Genomic DNA, 26,693 nt, shown 5'->3' on the forward strand with positions numbered 1-26,693 from the left:
GGGTGCGACGGCGCCGTCGCGCGTGGTCGCACCGTGGTGAGGGGTGCGGCCGGAGCGGTGGTTGATCGCTCCCGACGAGCTGGTTCGGTCTCGTCGTGATGCCGAGCATAGGGGGCATCGCGCGGATCGCGCACCCCACGAAGGGGGGCCACGGGGCCTTCGGCCCCCAAAAGAGAAATGACCCCTCACGCACCCGTCAGAGCCCGGTTACCCTTGCTGCATTTCTGCCCTGGGGGAATTGGCCTGGATGACGCCACGTGAGGAGCCTCGACGAGTTTAGCGGCAACTGAGTGGTCGCCGCGACCCGGGGTGTTGCCTGGGGGCATGAGAATCGTCATCGCCGGAGGACACGGCAAGATCGCCCAGCTCCTCGAACGCCGACTCGCCGACGCCGGGCACGACCCCGTCGGCATCGTCCGCAACCCCGACCACACCGCCGACCTCGAGGCCGCGGGGGCCCGTGCCCTCGTCCTCGACCTCGAACGGACCGACGTCGACACGCTCGCCGGCCACCTCGACGGGGCCGACGCCGTCGTCTTCGCCGCGGGCGGCGGCGGCGGCAGCGGCGCCGAGCGCAAGCTCACGATGGACCGCGACGGGGCCGTCCTCCTGGCCGACGCCGCCGAGAAGGCGGGCGTCACGCGCTACGTCATGGTCTCGGCCATCGGTACGGACGACTTCGACCCGGCGCGCGCCGAGCTGCCCGCCGCGAACGACGACGACGTGTACCAGGTGTACATGCGTGCGAAGAGCGAGGCCGACGCCGACCTCCGCCGTCGCGAGGGCCTGGACTGGACGATCGTCCGCCCCGGTGGCCTGACCGACGACGACGGCACCGGCCAGGTCACGGTCGGCACGACCGTCGAGCGCGGCAGCATCCCCCGCGCGGACGTGGCCGAGATCATCGCCACGGCGCTGATCGAGGGCACCGCCGTCAAGACGCAGTTCGAGGCCGTCTCGGGCGACGTCACCGTCTCGGACGCGCTGGCGACCATCAAGTACTGACCCGCGCCTCCTGGTCGTCCCCCGACCACGGAGTGACGGACGAGAGCCCCGGAGGCGCGACCAGCGCACCGGGGCCCTCCCCCGTCTGAGGGTCGGTCGGGTCGTGCACCCGCCGACGCCTCAGCTGAGGGCGGCGGCCTGTCGGGCGATCTCGAGTTCTTCGTTCGTGGGGACGACGAGGACGGACACCCTCGACCCCTCGGGCGAGATGTACCGCGCCTCGCGGGACGCGAGTTCGTTGCGGTCGTCGTCGACGTGGATGCCGAAGAACTCCAGGCCCATGAGCGTCCGACGACGCAGCAGGGCGTTGTTCTCGCCGACCCCTGCCGTGAAGACGACGGCGTCGAGTCCCCCGAGCTGGGCGACGTAGGCACCGATGTAGTGCCGCAGGCGGTGCCGGTAGACGGCCAGCGCCGCCTCGGACACGGCGTCGCCCCGGGACGCGCTGTCCTGCACGTCGCGCATGTCGCCGCTGCCGGTGAGGCCGAGCAGCCCGCTGCCCTTGTTGAGCAACGTCTCGAGCTCGGCGAAGTCGAGTCCCGCCTCACGGTGGAGGTGGAACACGGCCGCGGGATCGATGTCACCCGAGCGCGTGCCCATGACGAGCCCCTCGAGGGGCGTCATGCCCATGCTCGTGTCGATGGACCGCCCGCCGTCGATCGCGGCGGCCGAGGCGCCGTTGCCGAGGTGCAGCACGATCGTCTTCAGCTCGGCGAGGGGGCGACCGAGGAACTCGGCGGTCTTCTCGCTCACGTACTTGTGCGACGTGCCGTGGAAGCCGAAGCGACGAACGTGGTGCTTCTTCGCCAGCTCGGCGTCGATCGCGTAGGTGTAGGCGGCGGGGGCGAGCGTCTGGTGGAACGCCGTGTCGAAGACCGCGACGTGGGGGACGTCGGGGAAGGCCTCCCGGGCCGCGCGGATGCCCTGCAGGTTGGCCGGGTTGTGCAGCGGGGCGAGGGCCGACAGGCGGTCGATCGCCTTCTCGACGTCGGGCGTGACGACCGTCGCGCGGTCGAACTCTTCTCCGCCGTGGACGACGCGGTGGCCCACCGCGACCGGCGGGTACTCGGCGAAGGACGGGCCGTGCGCCTCGAAGGCGGTCAGCATCGCGGCGAAGCCCGCGGCGTGGTCGGCGATCGGCTGGGTGTCGTTGCGGGTCTCGTCGCCGGTGACCTCGTTGCGGTGACGGGTCGACCCGACGTCCTCCCCGATGCGCTCGACGAGACCGCTCGCGAGCGTGCGCTCGCCCTCGAGCTCGATCAGCTGGTACTTGAACGACGACGAGCCGGAGTTGACGACGAGGACGGTGCTCACGAGGAGGCTCCTTCGGTGCTGGTGACGGCGGCGGCGGCGGCCTGCGTGCCGGCCTGGATGGCCGTGATGGCGACGGTGTTGACGATGTCTCCGACGAGGGCCCCGCGGGACAGGTCGTTGATCGGCTTGCGGAGGCCCTGCAGGATGGGGCCGATCGCGACCGCACCCGCACTGCGCTGCACGGCCTTGTACGTGTTGTTGCCCGTGTTGAGGTCGGGGAAGATGAACACCGTCGCCCGACCGGCGACCTCGGACTCCGGCATCTTGGCGGCGGCCACCGTCGGGTCGGCCGCGGCGTCGTACTGGATCGGCCCCTCGACGAGCAGGTCGGGTCGGCGTTCGCGGACGAGTGCCGTGGCGGCGCGGACCTTCTCGACGTCCGCACCCGAGCCGCTGTCGCCCGTGCTGTAGCTCAACATGGCGACGCGGGGCTCGATGCCGAACTGCTGTGCGGTCTGCGCCGACGAGATCGCGATGTCGGCGAGTTGCTCGGCGGTCGGGTCGGGGATGACGGCGCAGTCGCCGTAGACCAGCACCCGGTCGGCGAGCGCCATGAGGAACACGCTCGACACGACGCCGACGTCGGGCAGCGTCTTGATGACCTCGAAGGCGGGCCGGATGGTGTGCGCCGTGGTGTGCTTGGCGCCCGACACCATGCCGTCGGCGAGGCCGAGCTTCACCATCATCGTGCCGAAGTACGAGACGTCGGTCACGGTGTCCATCGCCTGGGAGACCGCGATGCCCTTGTGGGCCCGCAGCTTGGCGTACTCGGTCGCGAAGAGCACCTGCAGGCTGGGGTCGAACGGGTCGAGCACGCGGGCGGTGGCGAGGTCGAGACCGAGCTCGGCGCCCCGGGCGCGGATGGCCGTCTCGTCGCCGAGCAGCGTGATGGCGGCGACGCCGCGCTGCAACAAGGTGGACGCGGCCCGCAGCACCCGGTCGTCGTCGCCCTCGGGCATGACGATGTGCTTCTGCGCCCCCCGCGCCCGCTCGAGCAGCTGGTACTCGAACATCAGGGGCGTCACCACCCCGGACGGGCTGACCTGCAGGAGGCGCAACAGCTCGGCCCCGTCGACGTGCGTCTCGAAGAGGGCCAGGGCGAGGTCGTACTTGCGGGGCGAGTCGGCGGCGAGGCGCCCGCGGGTCTGCGTGATGGCGAGAGCCGTGTCGTAGGTGCCGGTGCTCGTGGTCGCGATCGGCAGCGGGCTGTCGAGCCCCTCGAGCAGGCGCTCGACCTGCGGGGCGAGGGCGAACCCACCGTTGAGCACGATGCCGGCGAGCGACGGGAAGGTCTCGGAGGCGTGGGCGAGCACCGTCGCGACGAGCACGTCGGAGCGGTCGCCCGGCACCACGACGACGGCACCCTCGGTGAGTCGCGGCAGCACGTTCTCCATCGACATGGCCGCCACGACGACGCCGAGCGCCTCTCGGTCGAGCAGGGCGTCGTCGCCGCGCAGCAGGGTCGCACCGGTGGCCTGCAGCACGGCGCGCATCGTCGGGGCGACGAGGACGCGGTCCTCCGGCAGCGTCCAGATCGGGACCCGCCCGGTGGGTGACGCCTCGAGGGCGTGGCCGATGCCGTCGACGACCTCGTCGAGGTGGTCGGGGTCGACCCGGTTGGCGACGACGGCCAGCAGGCTCGCGTGCTCGGAGCGCAGCTCGGCGGTGGTCAGTTCGGCGACCTGGCGCATGTCGGCGCCCGAGCGCCGCGTCTGGCCGTCGGCGCTGCGGCCGCCGAGCACGAGCAGCACGGGCGCGCCGAGGTTGGCCGCGATGCGGGCGTTGTACGACAGCTCGGTGGGGCTGCCGACGTCGGTGTAGTCGGAACCGATCACCACGACCGCGTCGCACTGCCGCTCGACGGCGGCGAAGCGGCTCACGATGGTGGCGAGCGCGGCGTCGGGATCGGCGTGCACCGCGTCGTAGCTGACGCCGACGCACTCGTCGTAGGCCAGGTCGACGCTGTCGTGCGACAGCAGGAGTTCGAGCACGTAGTCGCGCTCGTCGGTCGAGCGGGCGACGGGTCGGAACACCCCCACCCGGCCCACCTCGTGGCTGAGCGTGTCGAGCACGCCCAAGGCGATCGTGGACTTGCCCGTGTGGCCTTCGGCAGAGGTGATGTAGATGCGTGTCGACACGCTCGCCAGCCTACGGGCGGCAGCCTTCGAGCCGCCGGGGAAGCGTGCTGGCGGAGGCCGCGAGACACCTCCTAGGCTCGTCGGCATGCAGATCCGCACCGCGACCGAGGCCGACCTGCCCGGCGTCCTCGAGATCCACGCCGACGCCGTGGCGCACTCCCGGGCCATCTGGACCGACGTCACGCCGACCCTCGAGGGTCGGCGCGAGTGGCTGACCAGCCATCAGGAGGCGCGGCGCAGCGCGATCGTCGCGGTGGACGGCGACGAGGTGCTCGGCTACGGCAGCTACGGGCCGTTCCATGCCAAGGACGGCTACCGGCACACCTGCGAGAACTCGGTCTACGTGCGTCCGGGGCAACAGGGCAAGGGACTCGGACGAGCGCTGATGGCCGAACTCGTCGAGCGGGCCACGCGGGACGAGCTGCACGTCATGGTGGCGCTGATCGAGGCGGGCAACGAGGCGTCGGTGCGGCTGCACGAGTCGCTCGGCTTCGAGGACGCCGGCGTGCTGCGCGAGGTCGGCACGAAGTTCGGCGAGTGGCTCGACCTGCGGTACATGGTCCGCCGACTGGCCTGACCCGGGCGCGACGGGACCGACGGGGTGCCGGGACGACGACGGGCGCCGCCTCCGAGGAGACGACGCCCGTCGTGGGCGGAGCGGTGGGGTCAGCGTCCGGTCGAGCCGTCCTGTCCGGTGTCGCCGGGCGTGTCGAGCCGACCGTCGATGGCCGGGTCGGGCGACACGACGTCGACCTGGAGCGGAGGCTCGGCGACGACGGCCGAGGCGGACGTCGCCCGGCTCGCCGGGGAACCGTCACGGCCACCCCGGACCCGGCGTTTGACCGCCTCCCAGGGGCGGGCGAGTCGTGTGCCACCGGCCTGGGTCGGGGCGTCGACCTCGAGACCGTAGTACGCGCCGACGTGCTCCAGGAGGACGTCGCGCTCGGCCTTGTCGTACGCACGACGTTCGCGGGTGAAGGCGATGATCGTCGACCAACAGGTCAACAGCAGCACGATGCTGAACGGCAGCGCCGTCGTGATCGCCGCGGTCTTCAGGGCGTCCAGACCGCCGGTCAGGAGGAGCGCGACGGCGAGCAGGGCGGCCACCAGGGCGAAGAACACCCGGAGCCAGTTCTTCGGCTCGATGTCGCCGCCCGACGCGATCATCGCCATGACGAGCGATCCGGAGTCGGACGAGGTGACGAAGAACACGCCGATGAGCAGGATCGCGCCGAACGTCAGGACCGTCCCGGCGGGCAGGCCGCCGAGCAGGGCGAAGAGCGACCCCTCGACGTCGACCGAGCCGTCGGCTCCGACGAGGCCACCCGAGCCGTCGGTCTGCTGGTGGATGGCCGCACCACCGAGGACGGCGAACCACAGGAAGGTGAGGGCGGTCGGGACGAGCAGCACGCCGAAGACGAACTGGCGGACCGTGCGGCCCTTCGAGATGCGGGCGATGAAGATGCCGACGAAGGGCGCCCACGACATCCACCACCCCCAGTAGAACGTGGTCCAGGCGCCCTGCCACTCCTCGCCGGCGGCGCCCTGCTGGGCGGTCACGTTGAAGGACAGGCCGACGACGTTCTGCAGGTAGGCGCCGATGGACTGCACGAAGTCGCGCAGCAGGAACTGCGTGGGTCCGACGATCAGGATGAACAGCAGCAGGGCGGCCGCGAGGATGAGGTTGAAGTTCGAGAGGATCTTCATGCCCTTGGTCACACCGGTGACGAGCGACACGATGGTGACCGCCGTGATGACGGCGATGATCGCGATCTGGCTCACGATGCTGCTGTCGGCGATGCCCGCGGCCTCGAGGCCGGCGCCGATCTGGATGACGCCGAGACCGAGCGAGGTCGCGACGCCGAACAGCGTGCCGACGAGGGCGATGACGTCGATAAGGTTGCCCCAACCCCCGCGGACGCGGTTGCCGAGGAGGGGCTCGAGGGCCCAGCGGATGGAGACGGGACGCCCCCTCCGGTGGATCGCGTAGGCGAGGGCGAGTCCGAGGACGACGTAGATGGCCCAGGCGTGCAGCCCCCAGTGGAGGAAGGTCTGGGTCAGGGCCTGCTGCGCGAGCTGGTCCTCGGTGCCGGTGACGCCCGGTCGTGGCGAGGCGAAGTGGCTGAGGGGCTCGGAGACGCCGTAGAAGACGAGGCCGATGCCCATGCCCGCGGCGAAGAGGAGCGCGAACCACGAGCCCGTCGAGAACTCGGGCTCGTCCTTGTCCTTGCCCAGCTTGATGCCACCGAACCTGCTGAATCCGAGGAACAGGCTGAAGCCGACGAAGAAGGCGGCGATCAGGACGTAGTACCAGCTGAAGTTGCGGACGATGCCGCTCTGCAGGCCGAGGAACAGCGCCTCGGCCGAGGCGGGCGCGATCAGGGTGTAGGCGACGAATCCGAGGACGACGACGGCGGCCGGCCAGAAGACCCAGCGGCGCAGTTGAGGGGTGGTCGAGACGGTCTCCGTCAGGGAAGCGGGATGGTCGGCGGGGGGCCCGGAAGGGGGCGGAGTTGTCGTGGCCATGCCTCCATGGTGACGGTTGAGGGGCCCGCCGTCCCAATCACGACGTCGTCGGGGTCACCGATCCTGGTGACGGTAGTACCGGTTGCGGGGTCGCAGGACGGCCGTCGCGAGGACGGCGGCGAGCACCGACGCGACGAGGATGGCCACCTTGGCGTCGTCGTCGTGCGCGCTGCCGAGCCCGTAGCTCAGTTCGGCGACGAGCAGGGAGACGGTGAAGCCGATGCCCCCGAGGAGGGCGACGCCGGTGAGGTCCACCCACTTGATGCTCCGGTCGAGTTCTGCCCGGGTGATCCTGGTCGTGATCCAGGTCGTCGCGAGGATGCCGACGGGTTTTCCGAGGACGAGGGCGGCGATGATGCCGATCGTGACCGGACTCGAGAGAGCCGTCCTGAGGCCGTCGAGGCCACCGAAGGCGACGCCTGCGGAGAAGAACGCGAACACGGGGACGGCGAAGCCGGTGGAGATGGGCCGGAAGCGGTGCTCGAAGACCTCGGAGAGCCCCGGTCCCGCATCCGGGCCGCCACTGGCTTGGCTCCGGATGACGGGGACGGCGAAACCGAGGAGGACGCCGGCGACGGTGGCGTGGACCCCGGAGGCGTGGATGAGCCCCCACACCAGGACGGCGACCGGCAGGAGGATGAACCAGTTCGCGGCGGGGTGCAGGCCGAAGAACCGTCGGAACCTCTGGGTCAGGAACACGTACGCCGCGAGCGGCACGATGGCGAGTGCCAACGGGACGACCTCGATCGTGCTGGTGTAGGCGAACGCGATGATGCCGATGGCGATGAGGTCGTCCACGACGGCGAGGGTCAGCAGGAAGATGCGCAGCGCGCTGGGCAACCTCGAGCCCACGATGGCGAGGACCGCGACGGCGAAGGCGATGTCGGTCGCGGTGGGGATGGCCCACCCCCGCACCGCCTCCGGGTCGGAGGCGTTGACGGCGGTGAAGATCAGGGCGGGGACGAGGACTCCGCCGAACGCGGCGGCCACCGGCACGATCGCCTTGCTGACCTTCCGCAGCTCTCCGGCGACGAACTCCCGTTTGAGCTCCAGCCCGACGAGGAAGAAGAAGATCGCCAGGAGCCCGTCCGCGGCCCACTCCCCCACGCTCAGGTGCAGCCCGAGACCCTCCGGGCCGAACTCGAAGTCCCGGAGTGCGAAGTACGCCCCCGAGAGCGGTGAGTTCGCCCACACGACCGCCAGGACGGCGGCGACGACGAGGACGACCCCACCCACGGTCTCCTTCCGGAGGATCTCGCCGAGGCGGGTGGACTCCGAGGTCGTCTCTTCGGCGAAGAGTCCGGGAGCGACGGCGGGAGGCGGGGAAGAGGGCAGGTCGTCGTGTGGCATCGTCGTCCTGTCTTACCAGACGACGCCGGGGCGGGCACGGGACGAGGCGACGGCGCCCGTCACGCCCGTGTCAGAGCCGGGGCGAACGTCGCCGCGACGACGGTGACGTCGTCGGCCTGCTCGTCGTCGCCGACCAGCTCGGCGACCTTCTGCACGATGTCGCCCGGGTCACCGGACGAGATGAGCAGCAGTTGGAACTGGCTGAAGGCGTGCAGTTCGTCCGGGAAGAGGTCGAGGACCCCGTCGCTGATGCAGACGATCGTGTCGCCTGGGTGCAGCTGGTCGGCGTAGGACGTCCAGCGGTCCCCGAGGCCGATGGGGAGGTCGGACGACTGCAGCCGCTCCACGAGACCGGTGGCGCGCCGGATGAGCGCCAGCCCGTGTCCGCCGTCGGCCCAACGGATCTCGCCCGACGGCGTGATGCGGGCGTGGAAGCACGTGGTGAACTGGACGTCGCCGTCACCGCTCGCGAGGCCCGTCGTCGCACGACGCAGGGCCACGGCGGGGTCGAGATCGTCCGACGAACTGCGGATGACGGAACGCACGGCGGCGGCGATCATCCCCGCTCCGACGCCTTTGCCCATGACGTCCCCCACGGTCAGGGCGATGCCGTCCGGGGTGGGATACCAGTCGTAGAAGTCGCCCCCGACGGCGCGGGCGGGGATGCACCTCCCCCGGACGGCGAACATCTCGGGAAGGAGGCTCGTCTTCGGTGGCAGGAGCGACTGCTGGATGGTCGCGGCCCGGTCGAGCTCCCGTTCGACCGCGTGCTGCTGCGCTCGGGACAGCTCCACCTTGCGGCTCGCCTGCCGGGCGAGCTCGTTGATGGCGAGGCCGATGGTGGCGTAGATGGCCAGGGAGAAGACGATGCGGATGAACTCGCTGGGCGCGCGTCCGCTCGGCTCGATCACGAACGGCAGCATGAAGGTGACCGCCGATCCGATCAGCAGCCACACGATGCTGAGCCGCCCCGGCCACACGGCGATCCAGACGATCGGCAGCAGGATGATGGGGATGAAGACGGACCCGCTGTCACCCGTTCCGTAGCGGAGCAGGCCCACCGCGACGAAGTCGGCGGCGGGGATGACGATCTCCCAGGTGAGCAGGCGGGGACGCCGGGAGACCACCGAGGCGAAGACGACGCCGCAGAACGCGGCGAAGACGCCGGCCCACATGCTCGGTGCATCGCTGACGGGCAGCCACGGGATGAGCGTGCTCACGACCGCGGCGAGCAACACGAAGAGGAAGACGAAGCCCTGCTTGAGCAGGGCGACGTGACGTCGCGAGCCGGCCGACATGACCCGCGCGAGGAGGCCGGAGTCGCCCCAGACGCTGGGGCGCAGGGTGTCGTTGCCCAACTGACTGACGCTCATGACCCAAGGCTAGGGCGACCGGGCCTCCATCGGGGAGAAGGCGATGCCCCAGAACGTGGGGCGAGGACGAGAAACGGCCCCTCCCGGGGAGGGAAGAGCCGTCTCGATGCGGAGGATAGGGGATTCGAACCCCTGAGGGCTTGCACCCAACACGCTTTCCAAGCGTGCGCCATAGGCCACTAGGCGAATCCTCCAGGGCGGGCACACGGTGAACCGGCGCACGACCGAGACCAGCGTACCGGACTCCGCGGGGCCCGGGGGACGCCCCCGTGTCGCTGCTGACCTTGAGGCTCCCTCATGGCTACCGTCGGGGCATGACCGACGCGCACCGCCCCTCCTCGGAGCACCCCGACGCCGCCCTGCCGCCGCGGGCCCGCGCCGTCGTCGCCGCCCTCCGTGCCGCCGGCGCCGAGGGCGAGGTCCGCGAGTTCGACGAGTCGACGCACACGGCCGCGCAGGCCGCCGCCGCCCTCGGCTGCGAGGTGGGCGCCATCGCCAGCAGCCTGGTGTTCCACACCGGCGGGGAGGCCCTGCTCGTGCTCACCAGCGGCGCCCACCGGGTCGACACCGACCTGGTGGCGTCGACTCTCGGCCGGGGCCCGATCATGCGGGCGAACGCCGACCAGGTGAAGCGCGCGACCGGCCAGGTCATCGGCGGCGTGGCCCCGGTCGGCCACCCCCGCCCGGTGCGGACGCTCGTCGACACCGCGCTCGAGACCCACGACGTGCTCTGGGCGAGCGCCGGCACCGCGAACACCGTCTTCGCCACGACGTTCGCCGAGCTGGTGCGCGTGACCGGGGGCACCCCGGCGCGCGTCGCCTCCGACGACCTCTGAGACCGGCCCCCTCGGTCGTCGACGTCGGCGGCCACCCGTAGCATTTCCCCATGCCGCCCCTCACGTCCGCCCGCGTCGACGCCTGGCTCTGGGCCGTCCGGCTCTACAAGACCCGCTCGGCCGCCAACGCCGCCTGCCGGGCCGGTCACGTGCGGGTGAACGGCGAGCGCGTCAAGGCCGCCCAGGGCGTCCGTCCCGGCGACGAGGTCCGGGCGCGCATCGCGGGCTTCGAGCGGATCGTCGTCGTCAAGACCTGCCTCGTGAAGCGCGTCGGTGCTCCGGCCGCGGCCGAGGCGATGACCGACCTCACTCCCCCGCCGCCGCCGCGCGAAGAGGTCGCCGCCGTACCGGTCCGCGACCGAGGCGCGGGCCGCCCCACCAAGCGCGACCGTCGCGAGATCGAGCGCCTCAGGGACCGCGCAGAGAGCTGACACTCGCTCGACTCCCCCGATCGCGGGCTCCCCGCACTGGGGTGGGACGCCCCGGTATCTGTGCGAACGCATCGTCTACGCTGAGGGCACGGCGCTGCCCCGACAGCAGCAGCCTCGGGTCGGGGGACTCGGGGTCACGCCGACCCCGGGGGGACGACATGAACACGACCGACGCGGCGATGCCGACCGAGCGGGGCACCGTGACGGTGCGGCCACGGCGCGAACTCGCACGGAGCGCCACGCTCACCGGCGTCTTCAGCCTGTCCCCCGTGCTGATCGCGGTGCTGTGGCTGACCCTGCCGAGCGGTCACCAGAGCGGCGTGCTGGCCGTCACCTGCGGCGTCGTGGTGATGGGACTGCTCATGTACTGGCGCTACCGCCTCTCGTACGCGGCCGTCACGCGCAGCGAGTTCGTCAAGCGGGGGTGGTTGCCCGGGTTCGTCCGGCTGCGGCGCGACGAGGTCGACTCCCTCGTGCTCGTCCGCACCTACCGGGACCACTCGACCGAGACCGTCACGCAGCTGCTCGCCCTCGACGACGAGGGGCGACGCCTGTTCCGGATGCGGGGCACGTACTGGTCGGAGGCGTCCGTACACGCCGTCGTCGACGCACTCGGCATCCCGACGACCGTCCTGCCCCGGGCCCTCACCCGCCGCGAGTTCTTCGCGGCCTACCCCGACAGCCCCTACTGGTACGAGAGCCGCCCGTGGATCGGGGTCACCATCGCCTGCGGCCTGTTCGCACTGGCGACCGGCACGCTCGTGGTGCTCTTCCAGGCGTTCGGCAGCGACGCCTGACGCCGTGCCCGCACGCTCGGGCCGATGCACCGCCGCTGGCCTGCACCGCCTCGGGGCTGCACCGACCCGGGGCTCAGCGGCGACGCAGCGTGCCGAAGATGCCCTTGACGACCTCGCGCACGACCGCCTTGCCGGCACTCGACCCGAGGACCTCGCCGAGCAACCCGCCGGTCGATCCGGACCCCGACGAACGGGACCCCGAGGAGGCGCGGGTCGTCGTCCCGCGCCCGGCACGCGCCTTCGCGGCCGCCCGCTCGGCTCGCTCGAACTCCTTCTGCTGACGTTCGTACTCGGCCTGGGCGGCCTTCCTATCGCGCTCGGCGGCGGTGACCGCCTGGGCGTCCGCCTTCTCGCGGGCCGCGGCCTCCTTGAGCTGGGCGTCGATCGTCGCCTGACGTGCCGCGGCGTCGGTCCGTTCGCGCTGGTCGAGCGCGGCGGCCTCGAGCTTGCGGGCGAGGATCTCCCGGGCCGAGTCGCGGTCGATCGACGCCCCGTAGGCGGCGGTCAACGGCGACGCCGCGACCGCCGCGGTCATGACGTCGGCCGGGGTCGGCGACATCGAACCGCGCGGGGCACGGAGGCGCGTCCACGCGACCGGGCTGGGAGCCCCCTTCTCGTTCATGACCGTCACCACCGCCTCCCCGGTGGCGAGGCCGGTGAGCACCGCGGCGAGGTCGTAGTCGCTCGTCGGATACGTCGACACCGTCGCCCGCAGGGCCTTCGCGTCGTCGGGCGTGAAGGCGCGGAGCTGGTGCTGGACGCGCGAGCCGAGCTGGGCGAGCACCTCGCCCGGGACGTCCTTCGGGGTCTGGGTGACGAAGACGATGCCCACGCCCTTGGACCGGATGAGCCGGACGGTCTGCGTGATCTGCGCCAGGAACTCCTTCGAGGCGTCGACGAACAGCAGGTGCGCCTCGTCGAAGAAGAAGACGAGCTTCGGCTTGTCGAGGTCGCCCACCTCGGGCAGGTCGTTGTAGAGGTCGGCGAGCAGCCACATCAGGAAGGTCGAGAACAGCGCCGGCTGGTCGTGCACGCCGGGCACCTCGAGCAGGCTGACGACGCCACGACCGTCCTCGGCCGTGCGGAGGAACTCGGCGGTGTCGATCTCGGGCTCGCCGAAGAACGCGTCGGCCCCCCGGTCGGCGAACGTGATCAGCTCGCGGAGGATCACCCCGACGGTCTGTCTGCTCAGCCCGCCCAGCCCCTCGAGCTCGCCCTTGCCCTCGTCGCTCGTCAGCCAGGTCAGCACGGCCCGCAGGTCGGACAGGTCGAGCAGCGGCAGACCGGCCTGCGCGGCGTAGTGGAACACCAGGCCGAGGCTGCTCTCCTGCGTGTCGTTGAGGCCGAGCACCTTGCTGAGCAGCAGCGACCCGAAACCGCTGACCGTCGCGCGGACCGGCACGCCGGTGCCCTTGCCGCCGAGGGCGAAGTACTCGGTCGGTGCCGCCTGCGGCGACCAGTCCTGGCCGATCCCCCGCGTGCGGGCCAGCAGCTTCTCGTTCGCCTCGCCCGGCGTCGCGATGCCCGACAGGTCGCCCTTCACGTCGGCCGCGAAGACCGGGACCCCGGCCGCCGAGAGCTGCTCGGCGAGCACCTGCAGGGTCCTGGTCTTGCCCGTGCCGGTCGCACCGGCCACGAGCCCGTGCCGGTTGAGCATCGCGAGCGGGATGCGCACGGGCACGTCGACCCGGGCATCGCCGTTCACGAGGGCGCCGAGCTCGAGGGCGGGACCGTCGAAACCGTAGCCCGCGCGGACGAGGTCGACCGCCGACTCGTCGAGCGGCCCGCCGGGCGGGACGGGCAGGCCGTCGACCGGGGTGCCGGCGACCGGCTCGGGTTCGGTCAGCCCGGCGTCCGCCGCGGCGTCGGCGACGTCCGCCTCGGCCGCGAGCCGCTCGGCCCGCGCGAGTGCCGCCTCCGCGTCCTGCTTCGCCTTCTCGGCGGCGGCGACCGCTGCGGCGGCCTCCGCCCTGGCCTGCTCGAGCGCGTCCGTCATGCGGCCAGCCTAGGCACCCTGGGCACGGTGGTCCGGGCGAGTTCGGCCACAGCGGGCGACACCGCACGCCCGCCTCGTCCGGACCCGCCCGTGATCGACCGCGCGAGCGGCACCGAGAGCGCCCCGGTCGTCGACCCCGCGAGCGGCACCGTCAGGCGTGGCGCCCCAACCAGATCCAGCCGCGACCCCGCACGCGCTCCTGCTCGTCGAGCAGCCGGTGCGCGACCGGAGCCCAGAGGACGACCGCGACCCCGGCACCGATCAGCAGCCCGCCGATCGTGTCGGTCAGCCAGTGCGCCCCGAGGTAGGTGCGGCTGAGCAGCATCAGCACCGTGTAGGCCGCGCCCGCGACCCACACCCAGACGCGTCGCAGGATCACCCCGAGAACGACGGCCAGCGTCGCGGCGTTGGACGTGTGGCCCGAGGGGAACGAGCCGTAGTCGCTCACCACGAGGATGTCCTCGGGACGGGCCCGGCCGAACGTGTGCTTGACGACCTGGACCACGCCCGCGCTGAGCGCGCAGGCGGCGATCCAGTAGAGCGCGGCCCACGGGCGACGGCGCAGCAGGAAGAGCGCGGCGACGCCCAGCGGGACGACGAAGACGCCGACCACGCCCGCGCCGATCGAGTTGAAGATCAACGAGGGGACGTCCCAGAACGGGCTGCGGTGCTCGACCAGTTCGCCCATGAACCGCTCGTCGACGCCGATCACCCCCGACCGGGCCGTGATCACGACGCCGAGCAGCAGCACGACGCCGATGGCGCCGAGCGCGCTGAACACCCACCAGCGGCGCTGCACGCGGCGGGCCACCCGTTCTTCGGACGGCGAGGCGGGCTTCGGGGCGAGCGGGTCGGTGCGCATCCCCAGACGGTACCGGGAGGCGCGGATCGGCGACCGGGAGGCACCGGTCGTCGACGCTCGACGCTCGACGACGGACGACCGGGAGGCGCGGGTCAGCGACCCAGCGCCGGCACCGTCCGCGGGCGCACCAGCAGCCACAGGCTCGCGATGGCCACGCACGAGGTGGCGACCATGACGCTGCCCATCGGCACGGCGGACCCGATGCCGAGGAACCCGACCACCGGCGAGATGAGCCCCGCCAGGCCGAAGTTCAGCGCGCCGAGCAACGACGCCGCCGTCCCTGCCTCCTTGCCGTGGTTGGCGAGCCCGAGCACCTGGACCTGCGGGAACGAGAAGCCGCAGGCCGCGATGAAGAACCACAGCGGCACGAGGATGCCCACGAGCCCGGCACCGAGCGAGTCGAGCACGACGATCGACGCGGCGGCGAGCAGCAGGACGATCGTCGAGCAGGCGAGGATCCACTGCGGCCCGACCCGCCGGGCCAGCCGCGAGCTGATCTGGACGCCGGCGACGATCCCGAGCGAGTTGATCGCGAACAGGTAGCCGTACTGCTGGGCGTTCAGGCCGTAGACCTCCTGGAAGAGGAACGACGAGGCCGAGAGGTACGAGAACAGGCCCGAGAAGACCATCGCCCCGATCAGGGCGACGCCGACGAAGATCCGGTCGCTGAAGAGCACCTTGTAGCGCTGTCCGAGCGTCGTGTGCCCGGCCTCGTGCCGCCGGGCGGGCGGCAGGGTCTCGACGATCAGGAAGATCGCGGCGATGATCACGAACGCGCCGTAGGCCACGAGGAACACGAAGATGCCGCGCCAGCTGGTGAAGGCCAGCAGCTGCGAGCCGATGACGGGCGCGACGATGGGGGCGAGGCCGTTCACCAGGGCGAGACGCGACAGCATGCGCACGAGCGGCAGCCCACCGAACAGGTCGCGCACCGTCGCCATGGCGACGACGCCCCCGGCGGCGGCACCCATGCCCTGCAGCACCCGGAAGACGGCGAGCAGCTCGATGGTCGGCGCGCTGGCGGCGCCGATGCTGGCGAGGATGTGCACGGCGGTCGCGACGATCAGCGGCGTGCGACGGCCGACCTTGTCGCTCCACGGCCCGACCAGCAGCTGCCCCACCCCGAAGCCGATCGTCGTCGCCGTCAGCGTCAGCTGGATGACGCCGCTGTCGACGGAGAAGTCCCGGCTGAGTTCGGGGAACGCCGGCAGGTAGAGGTCGATCGTGAACGGCCCGAGCGCGGTGAGCGCGCCGAGCACGACGACGTAGACGAGCCGCTGGCGGCGGGTCAGGGAGTCACCCGGGTGGACGACGGTGGTCACGAGGCAGGTCCTGTCTGGGGGGTCGCGGAGGGGCGGTCACGGAGGGAGGGCACGGGGCGGTCACGGATCGGGGCACGCGAGGAGGCGCGGCCACGACGACGAGGCCGGCTCGCGGCTCGAATCGATGCGACCGAGCCGTCGCGCACGACCACCACGGGATCGCAGGGGGTGGGAGGAGGGAGGGGAACGGCGTCGCTGCACGACACCCGTCGGTTCTCAGCCTAACCCTGCCCTGGACCTGCGCGACAGCCCTTCCGCCTCGGCGGCTCGCGCCGTGACGTGTCGGCGCGTCGGCCCGGTCTAGGCTCGACCTGGCCTCGGACGCGATCGTCCCGTCCGAGCACCCGAGGAGGAACGTCCATGGTCGACGCGCGCATCGTCCAGACCACGAAGGCACTGCACGCCGCCGTCGTCGAGCTCGCCTCGACCCGGCCCGTGTCGAGCATCTCGGTCGCCGACGTCACCCGGGCCGCGGGGATCAACCGCGCCACGTTCTACAGCCACGCGACCTCGCCCGGCAGCCTGCTCACCGCGGTGCTCACCCCCGAGCTCGACGCGATCCGCGACGAGGACCACGCGCTGCGGCTCGACGGCCGGGCCGACGGCCCCGACGCGACGCGGCGCGCGATGGAGAAGGTCGTCGACCACGTCGTGCGGTACCGCGAGATCTACCGTCTCGCCCTGCCCGACCCGCTCGACGCGTCGATCCACCAGGCGCTGGCCCGCCACTTCGAGGAGTCGAGCGTGCAGCACCTCGCCGGCCTGCCCGCCGGCAGCCTCCCCGAGGGGCTCGCGGTGCACATCGCCGCCGGTCACCTGGCACACGGGCTCGTGGGAGCCGTCGAAGCCTGGCTCGGCGGCAAGCGGACGAGCCGACGCGCCCTGCTCGACACCATGAACCTCATGCTGCCCACCTGGTGGGGTTGACCCGCGGCGCTCCCCGTGCCGACGGGTCGGCGCGACGCCCGGCCGCCTAGGAGGCGCGCAGCAGTCCCGGCCCCACGCGCAGCACCCCGTCCGTGAGCGGTTCGCATCGGACTCCCCCGCGGCCCCGGAGCGCGCGGAAGGCCCCCGCACCGAACACCACGTCCATCCACGCGCACGGGTTCGCCGCCCGGTTCGCCCGGAAGGCCACGGGTCCGTCGCCCGTGTCGAGGTCGAACTCGCGACCCACGAGCGCGTCGACGTCGATGCCGCGCACGACCACGTTGCGACGCGTCAGGGCGGCGTCGAGCACCGTGCCCTCGGGCAGACCGAGCTCGCGGGCCAGGTGCCCGAGCTGCTCGGCAGCGAACAGGGTGACCGAGGCACCGCGGTGCGCCGGGGCGTTGAAGTAGCGGTCGCCCACGATGCCGAGGTGGGCGCGCACGGTGACGGCGTCGTGCGACTCGGGGCCCGTGGTCGGGGCCGGGGCCGGGCCGTCGGCGGGGCGGCCGACGTAGCGGGACCGGGGCGAGGCGAGCAGCGACTCGACGGTGACCGGCGTCGCGGACGCGGCCCGCGCCTCCTGCGCTCGTCGGTCGGTGTCCACGGACGCACGATACCGCCCGCCGACGACGACGGCCGGGCACCCCGTGCGGGGTGCCCGGCCGGTGCCGGTGCTGCCCGAGGGCAGCGGGGGGTGCTACTTGGTGAGCGGCTCGAGCGTCGTGTCGTTGGCGTACGCCTCGGCGGCGTTGTCCTTGGTCACGATCTGCGGGGGCAGCAGGTAGGCCGGGACGACCTTGCTGCCGTTGTCGTACGACTCGTCGTCGTTCGTCTCGGCCTTGTCGCCCTTGCTGAGCGAGCTGACCATCGCGACGGCCTGCTTCACGAGGTTGCGGGTGTCCTTGTTGATGGTCGAGTACTGCTCGCCGGCCATGATCGACTTGACCGACTCGACCTCGGAGTCCTGACCGGTGACGGTCGGGATGTCCTTGCCGGCCTGCTTCACCGAGGTGATGATGGCGCGGGCCAGGGTGTCGTTCGGGCTCAGGACGCCGTCGAGCTCCTTGTCACCGTAGGTGCTGGTGAGCAGCGAGTCCATGCGACGCTGGGCGTTCTCGGGCTTCCAGCCGTCGGTCGCCGTCTGCTTGATGTCGGTCTGGCCCGAGGCGACGACGAGGGTGCCGTCGTCGATCTTCGGCTGCAGGACGCTCATCGCGCCGTCGAAGAAGACCTTCGAGTTGGCGTCGTCCGACGAGCCGGAGAACAGCTCGACGTTGTAGGGGCCGTCGGCCTTCTTCGCGGCCATGCCGTCGAGCAGGGCCTGGCCCTGGAGCTCGCCGACCTTGAAGTTGTCGTACGCGACGTAGTAGTCGACGTCCTCGGTGTTGAGGATCAGGCGGTCGTAGGCGATGACCACGGCGCCGGCGTCGTGGGCGGCCTTGACCTGGGTGCCGAGCTGGCCACCGTCGGCCGCGCCGATGATGATGACCTTCGCGCCCTTGGTGACCATGGACTGGATCTCGTCCTGCTGGTTGGCCACGGTGCCGCTGGCGGCCGCGTACTGCACGTCGGGCTTGAACCCGGCGTCGGTGAGGTCCTTGGTGAACAGGTCGCCGGCGAGGACCCAGTTCTCGCTGGTCTTGGCCGGCAGGGCCACGCCGATGGTCGAACCGGACTCGAAGCCCGAGGCCGCGTCGCCCGAACCCGCGTCGGTGCGGGCCGAGTTCGAGCAGCCGCTCAGGATCAGCGTCGTTGCTGCGGCGACCGCGAAGGTCGTCAGCGCGAGTTTGCGCATGCTGTGTCTACTTTCTCGTTGTGAGGGGTGATGCCGTGTGGTCGCCCGCGGTGCGGACTCCCGGTGGAGGCGCGCCCGGCCGTCGATGGACGGGCGCGCGGGTGGTGGGTCTAGTTGGGCGTCGTGGCCTTGGGACGCTGCACGTCCGAGATGTCGCCGTTCGGGGTGAGGGCGGGCTCGGTCGTCTCGGCGTCGCGACCGACGCCGTTCTGGGCGCCCGGGGGCAGGTCGGAGGCCGCGATGCCGTTCTTGTCGCGACGCAGGCCCCGGGTGAGGAACCCGGTGATGGACGGACGACCCTGGCTCTTGTTGTAGACGTCGACCGCGACCGCGATCAGGAGCACGAGGCCCTTGATCATCTGCACCTTGTCGGAGCCGACGCCCATGAGCTGCAGGCCGTTGTTCAGCACGGCGATGACGAAACCACCGACGATCGAGCCGGTCACCGTGCCGATGCCGCCGGCGACGGCGGCGCCACCGATGAAGACCGAGGCGATGGCGTCGAGCTCCCAGTTGAGGCCGTCCTGCGGGCCGGAGGCACCGGCACGGGCGACGTAGATCATGCCGGCCAGGGCGGCGAGCACGGACATGTTCATCATGACGAAGAAGTTGATGCGCTTCGCCTTGACGCCCGAGAGCTCGGCGGCGTGCGAGTTGCCACCCACCGCGTAGATGTGCCGACCGAAGATCGTGTTCTGCGTGACGAAGCCGTAGACCAGGACGAGCACGCCGAGGATGATGCCCGAGATCGGGAACGACGTCCCGACGCGGCCGCCGGCGAAGAGCGTCGCGGCGTAGGCGATGATCGCGACCAGCACGACCAGCTTGACGGCGCTGACCCAGAGGGGAGCCCGCTCGGAGCCCATCTTCTGCTGGATGCGACGCAGGCGGAACTCGTTGTAGACCACGGCGACGATGATGACGAGGCCGAGCAGCAGGGTCGCGTTGTTGTAGCCGGTGTTCGGACCGAACTCGGGGAGGTAACCCGCGCCGATGACCGTGAAGCCCTCGGGGACCGGGATGGTGTCGGCGTTGCCGACGAACTGGTTGGCACCGCGGAAGAGCAGCATGCCGGCCAGCGTCACGATGAAGGCGGGGACGCCGACGTAGGCGACCCAGAAGCCCTGCCAGGCACCGATGACCACGCCGACCACGAGGCCGAGCAGGATCGCGGCACCCCACGGAAGACCCCAGCTGTCCATCGCCTTGGCGACGACGATGCCGCTGAAGGCGGCGACCGAACCGACCGAGAGGTCGATGTGACCGGCCACGATGACCATCACCATGCCGATGGCGAGGATCAGGATGTACGAGTACTGGCTGACCAGGGCGATGAGGTTCGTGGGCTGCAGGGTGAGCCCGTCGGTCAGCACCTGGAAGATCAGGATGGCCACGACGAGCGTCGCGATCATGCCGAACTGGCGCGCGTTCGACGTGTTGCCGCCGAACACCTTCTTCAGGTCTTTGATGCCACTCATGCGGCTTGCTCCTTCTTCTTCGAGGTCATGGTTCGCATGAGCGTCTCGGCGTCGGCCTCGGAGGCCTCGATCTCGTTCGTGACGGAACCCTCGAAGATCGTGTAGATGCGATCGGAGAGCCCCAGCAACTCGGGCAGTTCGGACGAGATGACGATCACGCCTTTGCCCTGGGCCGCGAGCTGGTTGATGATGTTGTAGATCTCGAACTTGGCGCCCACGTCGATGCCTCGCGTGGGCTCGTCGAGGATGAGCAGGTCGGGGTCGGTGAACATCCACTTCGCCAGGACGACCTTCTGCTGGTTGCCGCCGGACAGCTTGGCGACCCCTTCGTCGACCGTGGGGGTCTTGACGCGCAGGCTCTTCCGGTAGTCCTCGGCGATCGAGTGCTCTTCGTAGGTGTTGACCACGGAGGCCTTCGAGATCTTGGTGAGCTTGGCCGCGACCGTCGAGCGCTTGATGTCGTCGAGCAGGTTGAGCCCCAGCACCTTCCGGTCTTCGGAGACGTAGGCCAGGCCGTTGTCGATCGCGTCCGAGACGTTCTTGATCTCGATCTTCCGGCCGTCCTTGACGATCTCGCCCGAGACGAACTGACCGTACGAGCGACCGAAGATGCTCATCGCGAGTTCGGTGCGACCGGCGCCCATCAGGCCGGCCAGGCCGACGATCTCGCCCTTGCGCACGGTGATGGACGAGCCCTTGCAGACGAAGCGTTCGGCCGTCTGCGGGTGGCGCACCCACCAGTCCTTGACCTCGAAGAAGACCTCGCCGATCTTCGGGGTGCGATCGGGGAAACGGCTGGCCAGGTTGCGGCCGACCATGCCGCGGATGATGCGGTCCTCGTTGACGCCGTCCTCTTTCACGTCGAGCGTCTCGATGGTCTTGCCGTCACGGATGATCGTGATGGAGTCGGCGATGGCCTCGATCTCGTTGAGCTTGTGGCTGATCATGATCGACGAGATGCCCCGACCCTTGAGGCCGCGGATGAGGTCGAGCAGGTGCTGCGAGTCGGCCTCGTTGAGGGCCGCGGTCGGCTCGTCGAGGATCAGCAGCTTGACGTTCTTGTTCAGCGCCTTGGCGATCTCGACGAGCTGCTGCTTGCCGACGCCGAGGTTCTTGATGGCGGTGTCGGGGTCGTCCTTGAGGCCGACGCGGGCGAGCAGGTCGATGGCCTTCGTCTTCGCCGCGCGCCAGTCGATGGCCCCGAAGCGGGTCGGCTCGTTGCCGAGGAAGATGTTCTCGGTGATCGAGAGCTCGGGGATCAGCGCCAGCTCCTGGTGGATGATGACGATGCCCTGCGACTCGCTCGAGCGGATGTCGCGGAAGCGCATCTCGGCACCCTGGTAGACGATGTCGCCCGTGTAGGTGCCGAACGGGTAGACACCCGAGAGGACCTTCATCAGCGTCGACTTGCCGGCGCCGTTCTCGCCGCAGATCGCGTGCACCTCACCGGCGCGGACCTGCATCGACACGTCGTCGAGCGCCTTGACGCCCGGGAACTCCTTCGTGATGGAGCGCATCTCGAGGATGACGGGAGAGTCAACGCCCATGCGGGGCACCCCCGGGGATGTGGCTGCTCGCGAGCTGTTCGCTCTGCGTCACGGCACTGGGCACGTCGTCCTCGACCTTCGACCTCGTCGTCGTCCGCCGGTGATGTGCACCGACGGGCATCCTGTGATTCGTCGCCGCCGTGCCGGGCCGTCCGTCGAGCCTGGCGAAGGGGCCGGACCCGCCGAATGTGACCGTTCACACTGCGACTGGAGCAAAGCTAATCCCGAGAGGGTGTGCTGTCAAATGCCGATGCCGATCCGTTATCGAACGCGGGCCGACCGACGCGCGCCGCGCCTCCTGACGGCTCGTCCCGCCGTGCGGTGACGGGCCGTCAGAGGAACCAGGGGCGCGAGGTCGACCCGCGCACCACCAGTTCCGGAGGGATCAAGGTGCGATCAACGACCGTGCCGCCCTCGAGCTCGGCCACGACGAGTTCGACGGCTCGTCGGCCGATCAGGGCGAAGTCCTGACGCACGGTCGTGAGCGGCGGCCACAGGTGCGGTGCGGTCGGCGAGTCGTCGAAGCCGACGACGCTGACCTCGCGGGGTACGTCGACGTCGGCCTCGCGGAAGGCGTGCAGCAACCCCACGGCCATCAGGTCGTTGGCCGAGAACACGGCGGTGAAGTCGCGGCGACGCAGCAGCTCCTGCCCGGCCGTGTAGCCGAAGTCGGCGGTCAGGTCGCCGAGGATGGGCGGCTCGATGGACAACTCGGCCTCGCCCATCTCGAAGAGGAAGCCCTGCATCCGCTCGTCGGCCTCGATCCAGTCCTGGGGTCCGGCGACGTGCACGATGTGCCGGTGGCCGAGGTCGATCAGGTGCCGGGTCGCGAGGCGCGCCCCTTCGAACTGGTCGACCGAGAGGCTGTGCGCCCGGGCCCGCTGCGTCGAGTCGAGCGCGACGATGGGGACGTCGAGGTCGAGCTCGTCGATCACGTCGAAGAACTTGCGTTGCGGGGCGATGACGATGATCGCCTCGACCGCCTGGTTGGTGAGCAACTGCAGGCTCGCCCGGACGTCGTCCGACACCGTCGTCGTGCTCGCGATGCTCAGCCGGTAGCCGGCCGTCCGGGCCGCGACCTCGATGGCGTTGACGATCGTCTGCGGACCGAAGTGGACGTTCTGCAGGGTGAGCACGCCGATGGCCTTCGACCGGCTGGTGACCAGCGCCCGCGCGGCCTGGTTCGGTCGGTAGCCGATCTCGTCGATGACGTCGAGCACCTTCTGCCGCGTGCTCGGCCGGATGCTGGGACTGTCGTTGAGCACACGCGAGACGGTCTGGTACGAGACCCCTGCGAGAGCGGCCACGTCGCGGATGTTGGGAGCACGAACCTTGTCGATGTCAGGCTTCACCGTCGCTCCGTCGCTCTGTGACCGGGCGATGTGACCGTACACATCGTCGTCCGGAGACCATTATGCATTCCCCGGAGGTCGCCGACGTCCCGGACGGGGGTCACCGCCCCGTCGCGACGCCCGACGCCGGCACCGGCATCGCCGGAGCGGCGGCACCATCGGCGGGCAGGAGGCGCGGTCACCGTCCCCGGGGCACCGCGCGGCTGCTCAGGGCGAGCGCGAGCACCGCGACGCCCGTGCCGACGGCGAAGCAGGCGACGAAGGCGAGGGGGCTGGACGCGCCGCCGAGCACCCCGAACGCGGCGCCGGTCAAGGCCAGCGCGACGGCCGAACCGGTGGAGTCGGCGATGGTCAACGCCGAACTGTTGAACCCGCGCTCGGACTCGGTCGACAGCGCGAGGACGAGCACCGAGAAGCGCGGGTACATGAACCCCATGCCGAATCCCGCGACGGCCCAGGTGGCGATGAGGAAGGCCGGGGGCAGGTGGAACAGGGGGGTCAGCGCGGCGACCACGACGCCGAGGAGCACGAGGACGATGCCGATGCGGATGCCGTCGCGCTGGGCCACCCGGTCGCCGAGCCTGCCCTGCACCCAGCTCGCGAACGCCCAGCCGAGCGCCCCCAGGGTCAGCGTCACGCCGGAGGCCGAGGCGCTGAAGTCGTATTCGGCCGAGAGCATGTACGGGATGTAGACCTCGCTGCCGAGGAACGCCGCCCCCACGAGACCGCGCAGCAGCACCAGGGTGGGCAGCCCCGGCGCGGCGCGCAGCGTGCCCGGCGGCAACAGGGGCCGGAGCGCCACGGCGAGCACGACCACCGCCACCACGATGACGACGACGGTCAGCCAGGTCGGGAACTCGGAGACCAGGTTGAGGGCCAGCACGCCGAGGGCCGCGCCGACCGACCAGAGGATGCGACCGATGCTCCAGGGCACGCGCCGCCCACCCTCCGCCACCTCGGGCGGAGGGACGCGACGCAGGCTCGGCAGGACGGCGAAGAACGCGGGCACGGCGAGGCCGAGTGCACCGAGGAAGACCCAGTGCCAGCCCACCGTCTCGGCCACGACGCCCGCGACGAGTGGCCCGACGAGACCCGGGACGACCCAGGCCGCGGCGAACCCCGCGAAGATCGACGGGTGCAGGCCCGGCGGGTAGAGCCGGGCGACCATGACGTAGAGGCCGACGATGACCGCGCCGGAGCCGACGCCCTGCACCAGACGGCCGACCAGCAGCACGACCATGTCGGGCGCGGTGCCGACGACGAGCAGCCCGACGGCGAACAGCAGCATCGAGGCGATGACCACGACGCGCGGCCCGCTGCGGTCGGCCCAGTTGCCCGCCGCCACCATGCCGACCAGGCCGGACGCCAGGGGGGCCGCGAAGCTGAGCGAGTAGAGCGCCTCGCCGTCGAGCTCACGGCTGATGATCGGCATGATCGTCGTGACCGCGAGCGACTCGAACGCCGCGATGCCGATCAGGGCGCACATGCCGAGGGTGGCCAGCCGGTACCGACCGCTGAGCACGCCCTCGGGGCGGGTGCTCACGGCAGCGGCGTCGGTCATGTCGTCAGCCTAGGCCGAGCCACCGACGGCCACGGGTGACCGGGTCCTCGCCTAGAGACCTCTCTCGACCTCGGCACTGACCGACACGGGTCCACCCAGGACGACGACGCCCTCGGGGTGCAACGCGGCCAGGCGTCGGCTGATGCTGGCGGGCAGGGCTTCCGGCCTCGTGAGCAGCACGGGTCCCCCGAGCCGCCCCGCGGCCGGCGCTCCTGCCAGCGCATCGGGGAACGCGAACGCGTTGGCCAGGAAGACCGTGGGAGCGCCGCCGGGGAAGGCGAATTCGGCGATGCGCGCCGACGTCTCGAACCGGTCGGCGCCGGAGAGCCGTTCGACCGGCGCGATCCCCGCGAGACGGGCAGCCACCGCGGGTGAGACCGCCACGTCGCCGCCGAGGACGACGATGCGAGAGGGACGCAGCCGCGCGAGTTCGCCCTCGATCGCCGTGGGCAGGACGGACGGTGCGGTCAGCAGCATCGGCCCCTTGTCCGGCCCCGCCGCCACGGCACCACCCGACAGCGCATCGGGGAAGTTCGTGCCCGCGGCCACGTACGCCGTCCCACCCCTCGAGGGCGGGAACGTCGCCGCCGACACGGCCGCCGAGGTGGCGTACCGATCATCGCCCGAGAGGCGTGGGACCTCCCGCCCACCGACGTAGTACCTCAGCTGCGCGACCACGTCGTCGTTGACGGCGGCCTTGCCGCCGATCACCACGATCTCGCGAGGGTTCAGCTCGGCGAGGGCGTCCCGTGTGTCGTCGGGAATCCCGTACGAGACGACGGGCAGCACGGGCCCGCCCCGGTAGCCGGCGGCCGCCCCCGCCGACAGGGCGTCCGGGAAGTTCTCCCGACTGGCCACGTACACGACGGGTACCGATCCCCGCACCCTCGCCTCGCCGTCGACGGTGACGGACGGGGTGAAGGTGCTCGCCGCGATCGAGCCCGCCGTCGCGAAGGCGTTCGCCCCCGCCAGACGCCCGACAGCAGGTGCGGTGGGCCGGGTGAGGGCCGCGAGGTCGGCTGCCGAGCCCCGGAAGACGTCCTGGTTGCCGGGGAAGGGCGACGCGTCGACCTGCGACCACTGCCAGAACGTCCACGTGGCGAACGACGACGTCGGCGGCGTCACGGGCGTGTTCGTCGTCGACGACGGGTAGTACGCCACGAACAAGCGATCCTTGGGGAAAGCCCTGCTGTCGCCCGTGCAGGTGCTCCAGAAGTCCTGGTTCGTGTAGATGATCGGCTGGACGCCCTGATGCGCCACGACGGTGCCGATCCATCCTTGTATCCAGGTCACCATCTCGGCCGGTTCGAGGCCCCAGCACCGTCCGCCCTGGCGGTCGGGTGCGGTGGAGACCTCCATGTCGAGAACCGGTGGCAACGTGCCGGGCTGCCATGCGGTGGAGTTGTCCAGGAAGAACTGCCCCTGTGCGGCCCCGGACGAGTAGAAGGGCAACGCGTAGTGGTAGAACCCGGCCGTCAGCCCTGCCGCCCGCGCTCCGGCGAACTGGGCGGACCGGTAGCGGTTCGTGCTCCCGGTCGGGGCGCCGTTCGTGTACGTGCCGGGCACTCCCTCGCTGGCCTTGACGAAGGTGAACCGGGCCCCCGCCCTCGCGGCGGCCGCGAAGTCGGGGGCCGGCTGATATGAGCTCACGTCGAAGCCCTGGAGACCGGACGGCGGCGAGACCGCGAGCGCACGGGTGATGCCCTGCTCTGCGGCGGTGGAGCCCAACTCGTGGTCGGACGCGGAGTCCTGCTGCCGGAGGCTCGGTGACGAGGGCACGTCGGCCCGGGCGACGGTCGTGCCGGTCACCAGGAACGAGGCGACGATGGACGCGACCCCGACGGCGGACCAGACACGGCGGTTGGAACGGAACACACGACCCCCTGATGGACGACGGCACGACCTTCGTCGCCCCCGTCGAGATCATAGGGTGCGGCGTCGCCGATGGCGAGGCCCGGTCACGTACAGGAGGCGCGGGGGGGGGCCCCCCCCCCCCCCCCCCCCCCCGCCCCCCCGCGGGGGCGGCCCCCCCCCCCCCCCCCCCCCGCCCCCCCCCCCCCCGGGGGGGGGGGCCCCCCGCCCC

General features: G+C 71.2%; 21 protein-coding genes, 1 tRNA gene and 1 other RNA gene. 6 read left to right on the top strand and 17 right to left on the bottom strand.

Going from position 1 to position 26,693, the window contains the following annotated elements; all coding sequences use genetic code 11:
• Nucleotides 1-173: 173 nt before the first annotated feature.
• Nucleotides 174-270, bottom strand: an RNA gene (ffs, locus tag ACIOSR_RS04295) — signal recognition particle sRNA small type.
• Nucleotides 271-324: 54 nt separating this feature from the next.
• Between ffs and ACIOSR_RS04300 the strand changes: the two genes are divergently transcribed.
• Nucleotides 325-1,005: an SDR family oxidoreductase gene (locus ACIOSR_RS04300; protein ID WP_402751915.1), complete on the top strand. Its 681-nt coding sequence runs from the start codon at nt 325-327 to the stop codon at nt 1,003-1,005.
• A 120-nt stretch (nt 1,006-1,125) separates the two neighbouring features.
• On the opposite strand, the gene ACIOSR_RS04305 is transcribed toward ACIOSR_RS04300, so the two are convergent.
• On the bottom strand, nt 1,126-2,319 hold the full coding sequence (locus ACIOSR_RS04305; RefSeq protein ID WP_159826145.1) for an acetate/propionate family kinase: 1,194 nt from the start codon (nt 2,317-2,319) through the stop codon (nt 1,126-1,128).
• Nucleotides 2,316-4,457 carry a phosphate acetyltransferase gene (gene pta, locus ACIOSR_RS04310; RefSeq protein ID WP_173151283.1) on the bottom strand — a complete coding sequence of 714 codons (2,142 nt, stop codon included), beginning with the start codon at nt 4,455-4,457 and terminating at the stop codon, nt 2,316-2,318. The genes ACIOSR_RS04305 and pta overlap by 4 nt, the downstream gene beginning before the upstream one ends.
• Nucleotides 4,458-4,542: 85 nt before the next feature.
• Between pta and ACIOSR_RS04315 the strand changes: the two genes are divergently transcribed.
• On the top strand, nt 4,543-5,034 hold the full coding sequence (locus tag ACIOSR_RS04315; RefSeq protein ID WP_402751916.1) for a GNAT family N-acetyltransferase: 492 nt from the start codon (nt 4,543-4,545) through the stop codon (nt 5,032-5,034).
• 89 nt (nt 5,035-5,123) lie between these two features.
• On the opposite strand, the gene ACIOSR_RS04320 is transcribed toward ACIOSR_RS04315, so the two are convergent.
• The 4 genes from ACIOSR_RS04320 to ACIOSR_RS04335 form a co-directional block, all read right to left on the bottom strand.
• On the bottom strand, nt 5,124-6,983 hold the full coding sequence (locus ACIOSR_RS04320; RefSeq protein ID WP_402751917.1) for a BCCT family transporter: 1,860 nt from the start codon (nt 6,981-6,983) through the stop codon (nt 5,124-5,126).
• Nucleotides 6,984-7,037: 54 nt separating this feature from the next.
• Entirely contained in the window at nt 7,038-8,333 is a 1,296-nt protein-coding gene (gene nhaA, locus ACIOSR_RS04325; protein ID WP_402751918.1) for a Na+/H+ antiporter NhaA, read from the bottom strand.
• A gap of 59 nt (nt 8,334-8,392) precedes the next feature.
• Entirely contained in the window at nt 8,393-9,706 is a 1,314-nt protein-coding gene (locus ACIOSR_RS04330; RefSeq protein WP_402751919.1) for a PP2C family protein-serine/threonine phosphatase, read from the bottom strand.
• A gap of 109 nt (nt 9,707-9,815) precedes the next feature.
• A tRNA-Ser gene (locus ACIOSR_RS04335) sits at nt 9,816-9,900 on the bottom strand.
• 120 nt (nt 9,901-10,020) lie between these two features.
• Between ACIOSR_RS04335 and ACIOSR_RS04340 the strand changes: the two genes are divergently transcribed.
• From ACIOSR_RS04340 to ACIOSR_RS04350, 3 genes are all read left to right on the top strand, one after another.
• A complete protein-coding gene (locus ACIOSR_RS04340; protein WP_402751920.1) occupies nt 10,021-10,542 on the top strand; it encodes a YbaK/EbsC family protein in 522 nt (173 codons plus the stop codon).
• Nucleotides 10,543-10,592: 50 nt separating this feature from the next.
• On the top strand, nt 10,593-10,973 hold the full coding sequence (locus ACIOSR_RS04345) for an RNA-binding S4 domain-containing protein (RefSeq protein WP_402751921.1): 381 nt from the start codon (nt 10,593-10,595) through the stop codon (nt 10,971-10,973).
• 158 nt (nt 10,974-11,131) lie between these two features.
• The gene (locus tag ACIOSR_RS04350) at nt 11,132-11,770 is read left to right on the top strand and encodes a hypothetical protein (protein WP_402751922.1); all 639 of its coding nucleotides are present in this window, start codon (nt 11,132-11,134) and stop codon (nt 11,768-11,770) included.
• 73 nt (nt 11,771-11,843) lie between these two features.
• Here ACIOSR_RS04350 and ACIOSR_RS04355 read toward each other — a convergent pair whose 3' ends face one another.
• From ACIOSR_RS04355 to ACIOSR_RS04365, 3 genes are all read right to left on the bottom strand, one after another.
• Nucleotides 11,844-13,766, bottom strand: coding sequence for a helicase HerA-like domain-containing protein (locus tag ACIOSR_RS04355; RefSeq protein ID WP_402751923.1), 1,923 nt, complete (start codon nt 13,764-13,766; stop codon nt 11,844-11,846).
• A 151-nt stretch (nt 13,767-13,917) separates the two neighbouring features.
• A complete protein-coding gene (locus tag ACIOSR_RS04360; protein WP_402751924.1) occupies nt 13,918-14,628 on the bottom strand; it encodes a phosphatase PAP2 family protein in 711 nt (236 codons plus the stop codon).
• A 92-nt stretch (nt 14,629-14,720) separates the two neighbouring features.
• On the bottom strand, nt 14,721-15,950 hold the full coding sequence (locus ACIOSR_RS04365) for a multidrug effflux MFS transporter (protein ID WP_056046500.1): 1,230 nt from the start codon (nt 15,948-15,950) through the stop codon (nt 14,721-14,723).
• A gap of 360 nt (nt 15,951-16,310) precedes the next feature.
• Here ACIOSR_RS04365 and ACIOSR_RS04370 point away from each other — a divergent pair, with 360 nt between their 5' ends.
• Nucleotides 16,311-16,877 carry a TetR/AcrR family transcriptional regulator gene (locus tag ACIOSR_RS04370; RefSeq protein WP_043592905.1) on the top strand — a complete coding sequence of 189 codons (567 nt, stop codon included), beginning with the start codon at nt 16,311-16,313 and terminating at the stop codon, nt 16,875-16,877.
• A gap of 46 nt (nt 16,878-16,923) precedes the next feature.
• Here the strand turns inward: ACIOSR_RS04370 and ACIOSR_RS04375 are convergent, their stop codons facing one another.
• The 7 genes from ACIOSR_RS04375 to ACIOSR_RS04405 all read right to left on the bottom strand — a co-directional run bounded on the left by ACIOSR_RS04375 (nt 16,924) and on the right by ACIOSR_RS04405 (nt 26,485).
• Complete coding sequence (locus ACIOSR_RS04375; protein WP_402751925.1) at nt 16,924-17,481, bottom strand: MOSC domain-containing protein; 558 nt, start codon at nt 17,479-17,481, stop codon at nt 16,924-16,926.
• A gap of 93 nt (nt 17,482-17,574) precedes the next feature.
• Nucleotides 17,575-18,672 (bottom strand): sugar-binding protein, encoded by a 1,098-nt coding sequence (locus tag ACIOSR_RS04380; protein WP_056046504.1) that lies wholly within the window; start codon nt 18,670-18,672, stop codon nt 17,575-17,577.
• 110 nt (nt 18,673-18,782) lie between these two features.
• Nucleotides 18,783-20,150, bottom strand: a complete 1,368-nt coding sequence (gene mmsB / locus ACIOSR_RS04385; protein ID WP_043592911.1) for a multiple monosaccharide ABC transporter permease — start codon at nt 20,148-20,150, stop codon at nt 18,783-18,785.
• A complete protein-coding gene (gene mmsA, locus ACIOSR_RS04390) occupies nt 20,147-21,697 on the bottom strand; it encodes a multiple monosaccharide ABC transporter ATP-binding protein (RefSeq protein WP_056046505.1) in 1,551 nt (516 codons plus the stop codon). The genes mmsB and mmsA overlap by 4 nt, the downstream gene beginning before the upstream one ends.
• 332 nt (nt 21,698-22,029) lie before the next feature.
• Nucleotides 22,030-23,049 carry a LacI family DNA-binding transcriptional regulator gene (locus ACIOSR_RS04395; RefSeq protein WP_233568360.1) on the bottom strand — a complete coding sequence of 340 codons (1,020 nt, stop codon included), beginning with the start codon at nt 23,047-23,049 and terminating at the stop codon, nt 22,030-22,032.
• A gap of 178 nt (nt 23,050-23,227) precedes the next feature.
• Nucleotides 23,228-24,610: an MFS transporter gene (locus tag ACIOSR_RS04400; RefSeq protein ID WP_402751926.1), complete on the bottom strand. Its 1,383-nt coding sequence runs from the start codon at nt 24,608-24,610 to the stop codon at nt 23,228-23,230.
• Between the two features lie 51 nt (nt 24,611-24,661).
• Nucleotides 24,662-26,485: a cell wall-binding repeat-containing protein gene (locus ACIOSR_RS04405; RefSeq protein WP_402751927.1), complete on the bottom strand. Its 1,824-nt coding sequence runs from the start codon at nt 26,483-26,485 to the stop codon at nt 24,662-24,664.
• Between the last annotated feature and the right edge of the window lie 208 nt (nt 26,486-26,693).

The organism is Frigoribacterium sp. NPDC087798 (genome assembly GCF_044742985.1).
Classification (GTDB): domain Bacteria; phylum Actinomycetota; class Actinomycetes; order Actinomycetales; family Microbacteriaceae; genus Frigoribacterium.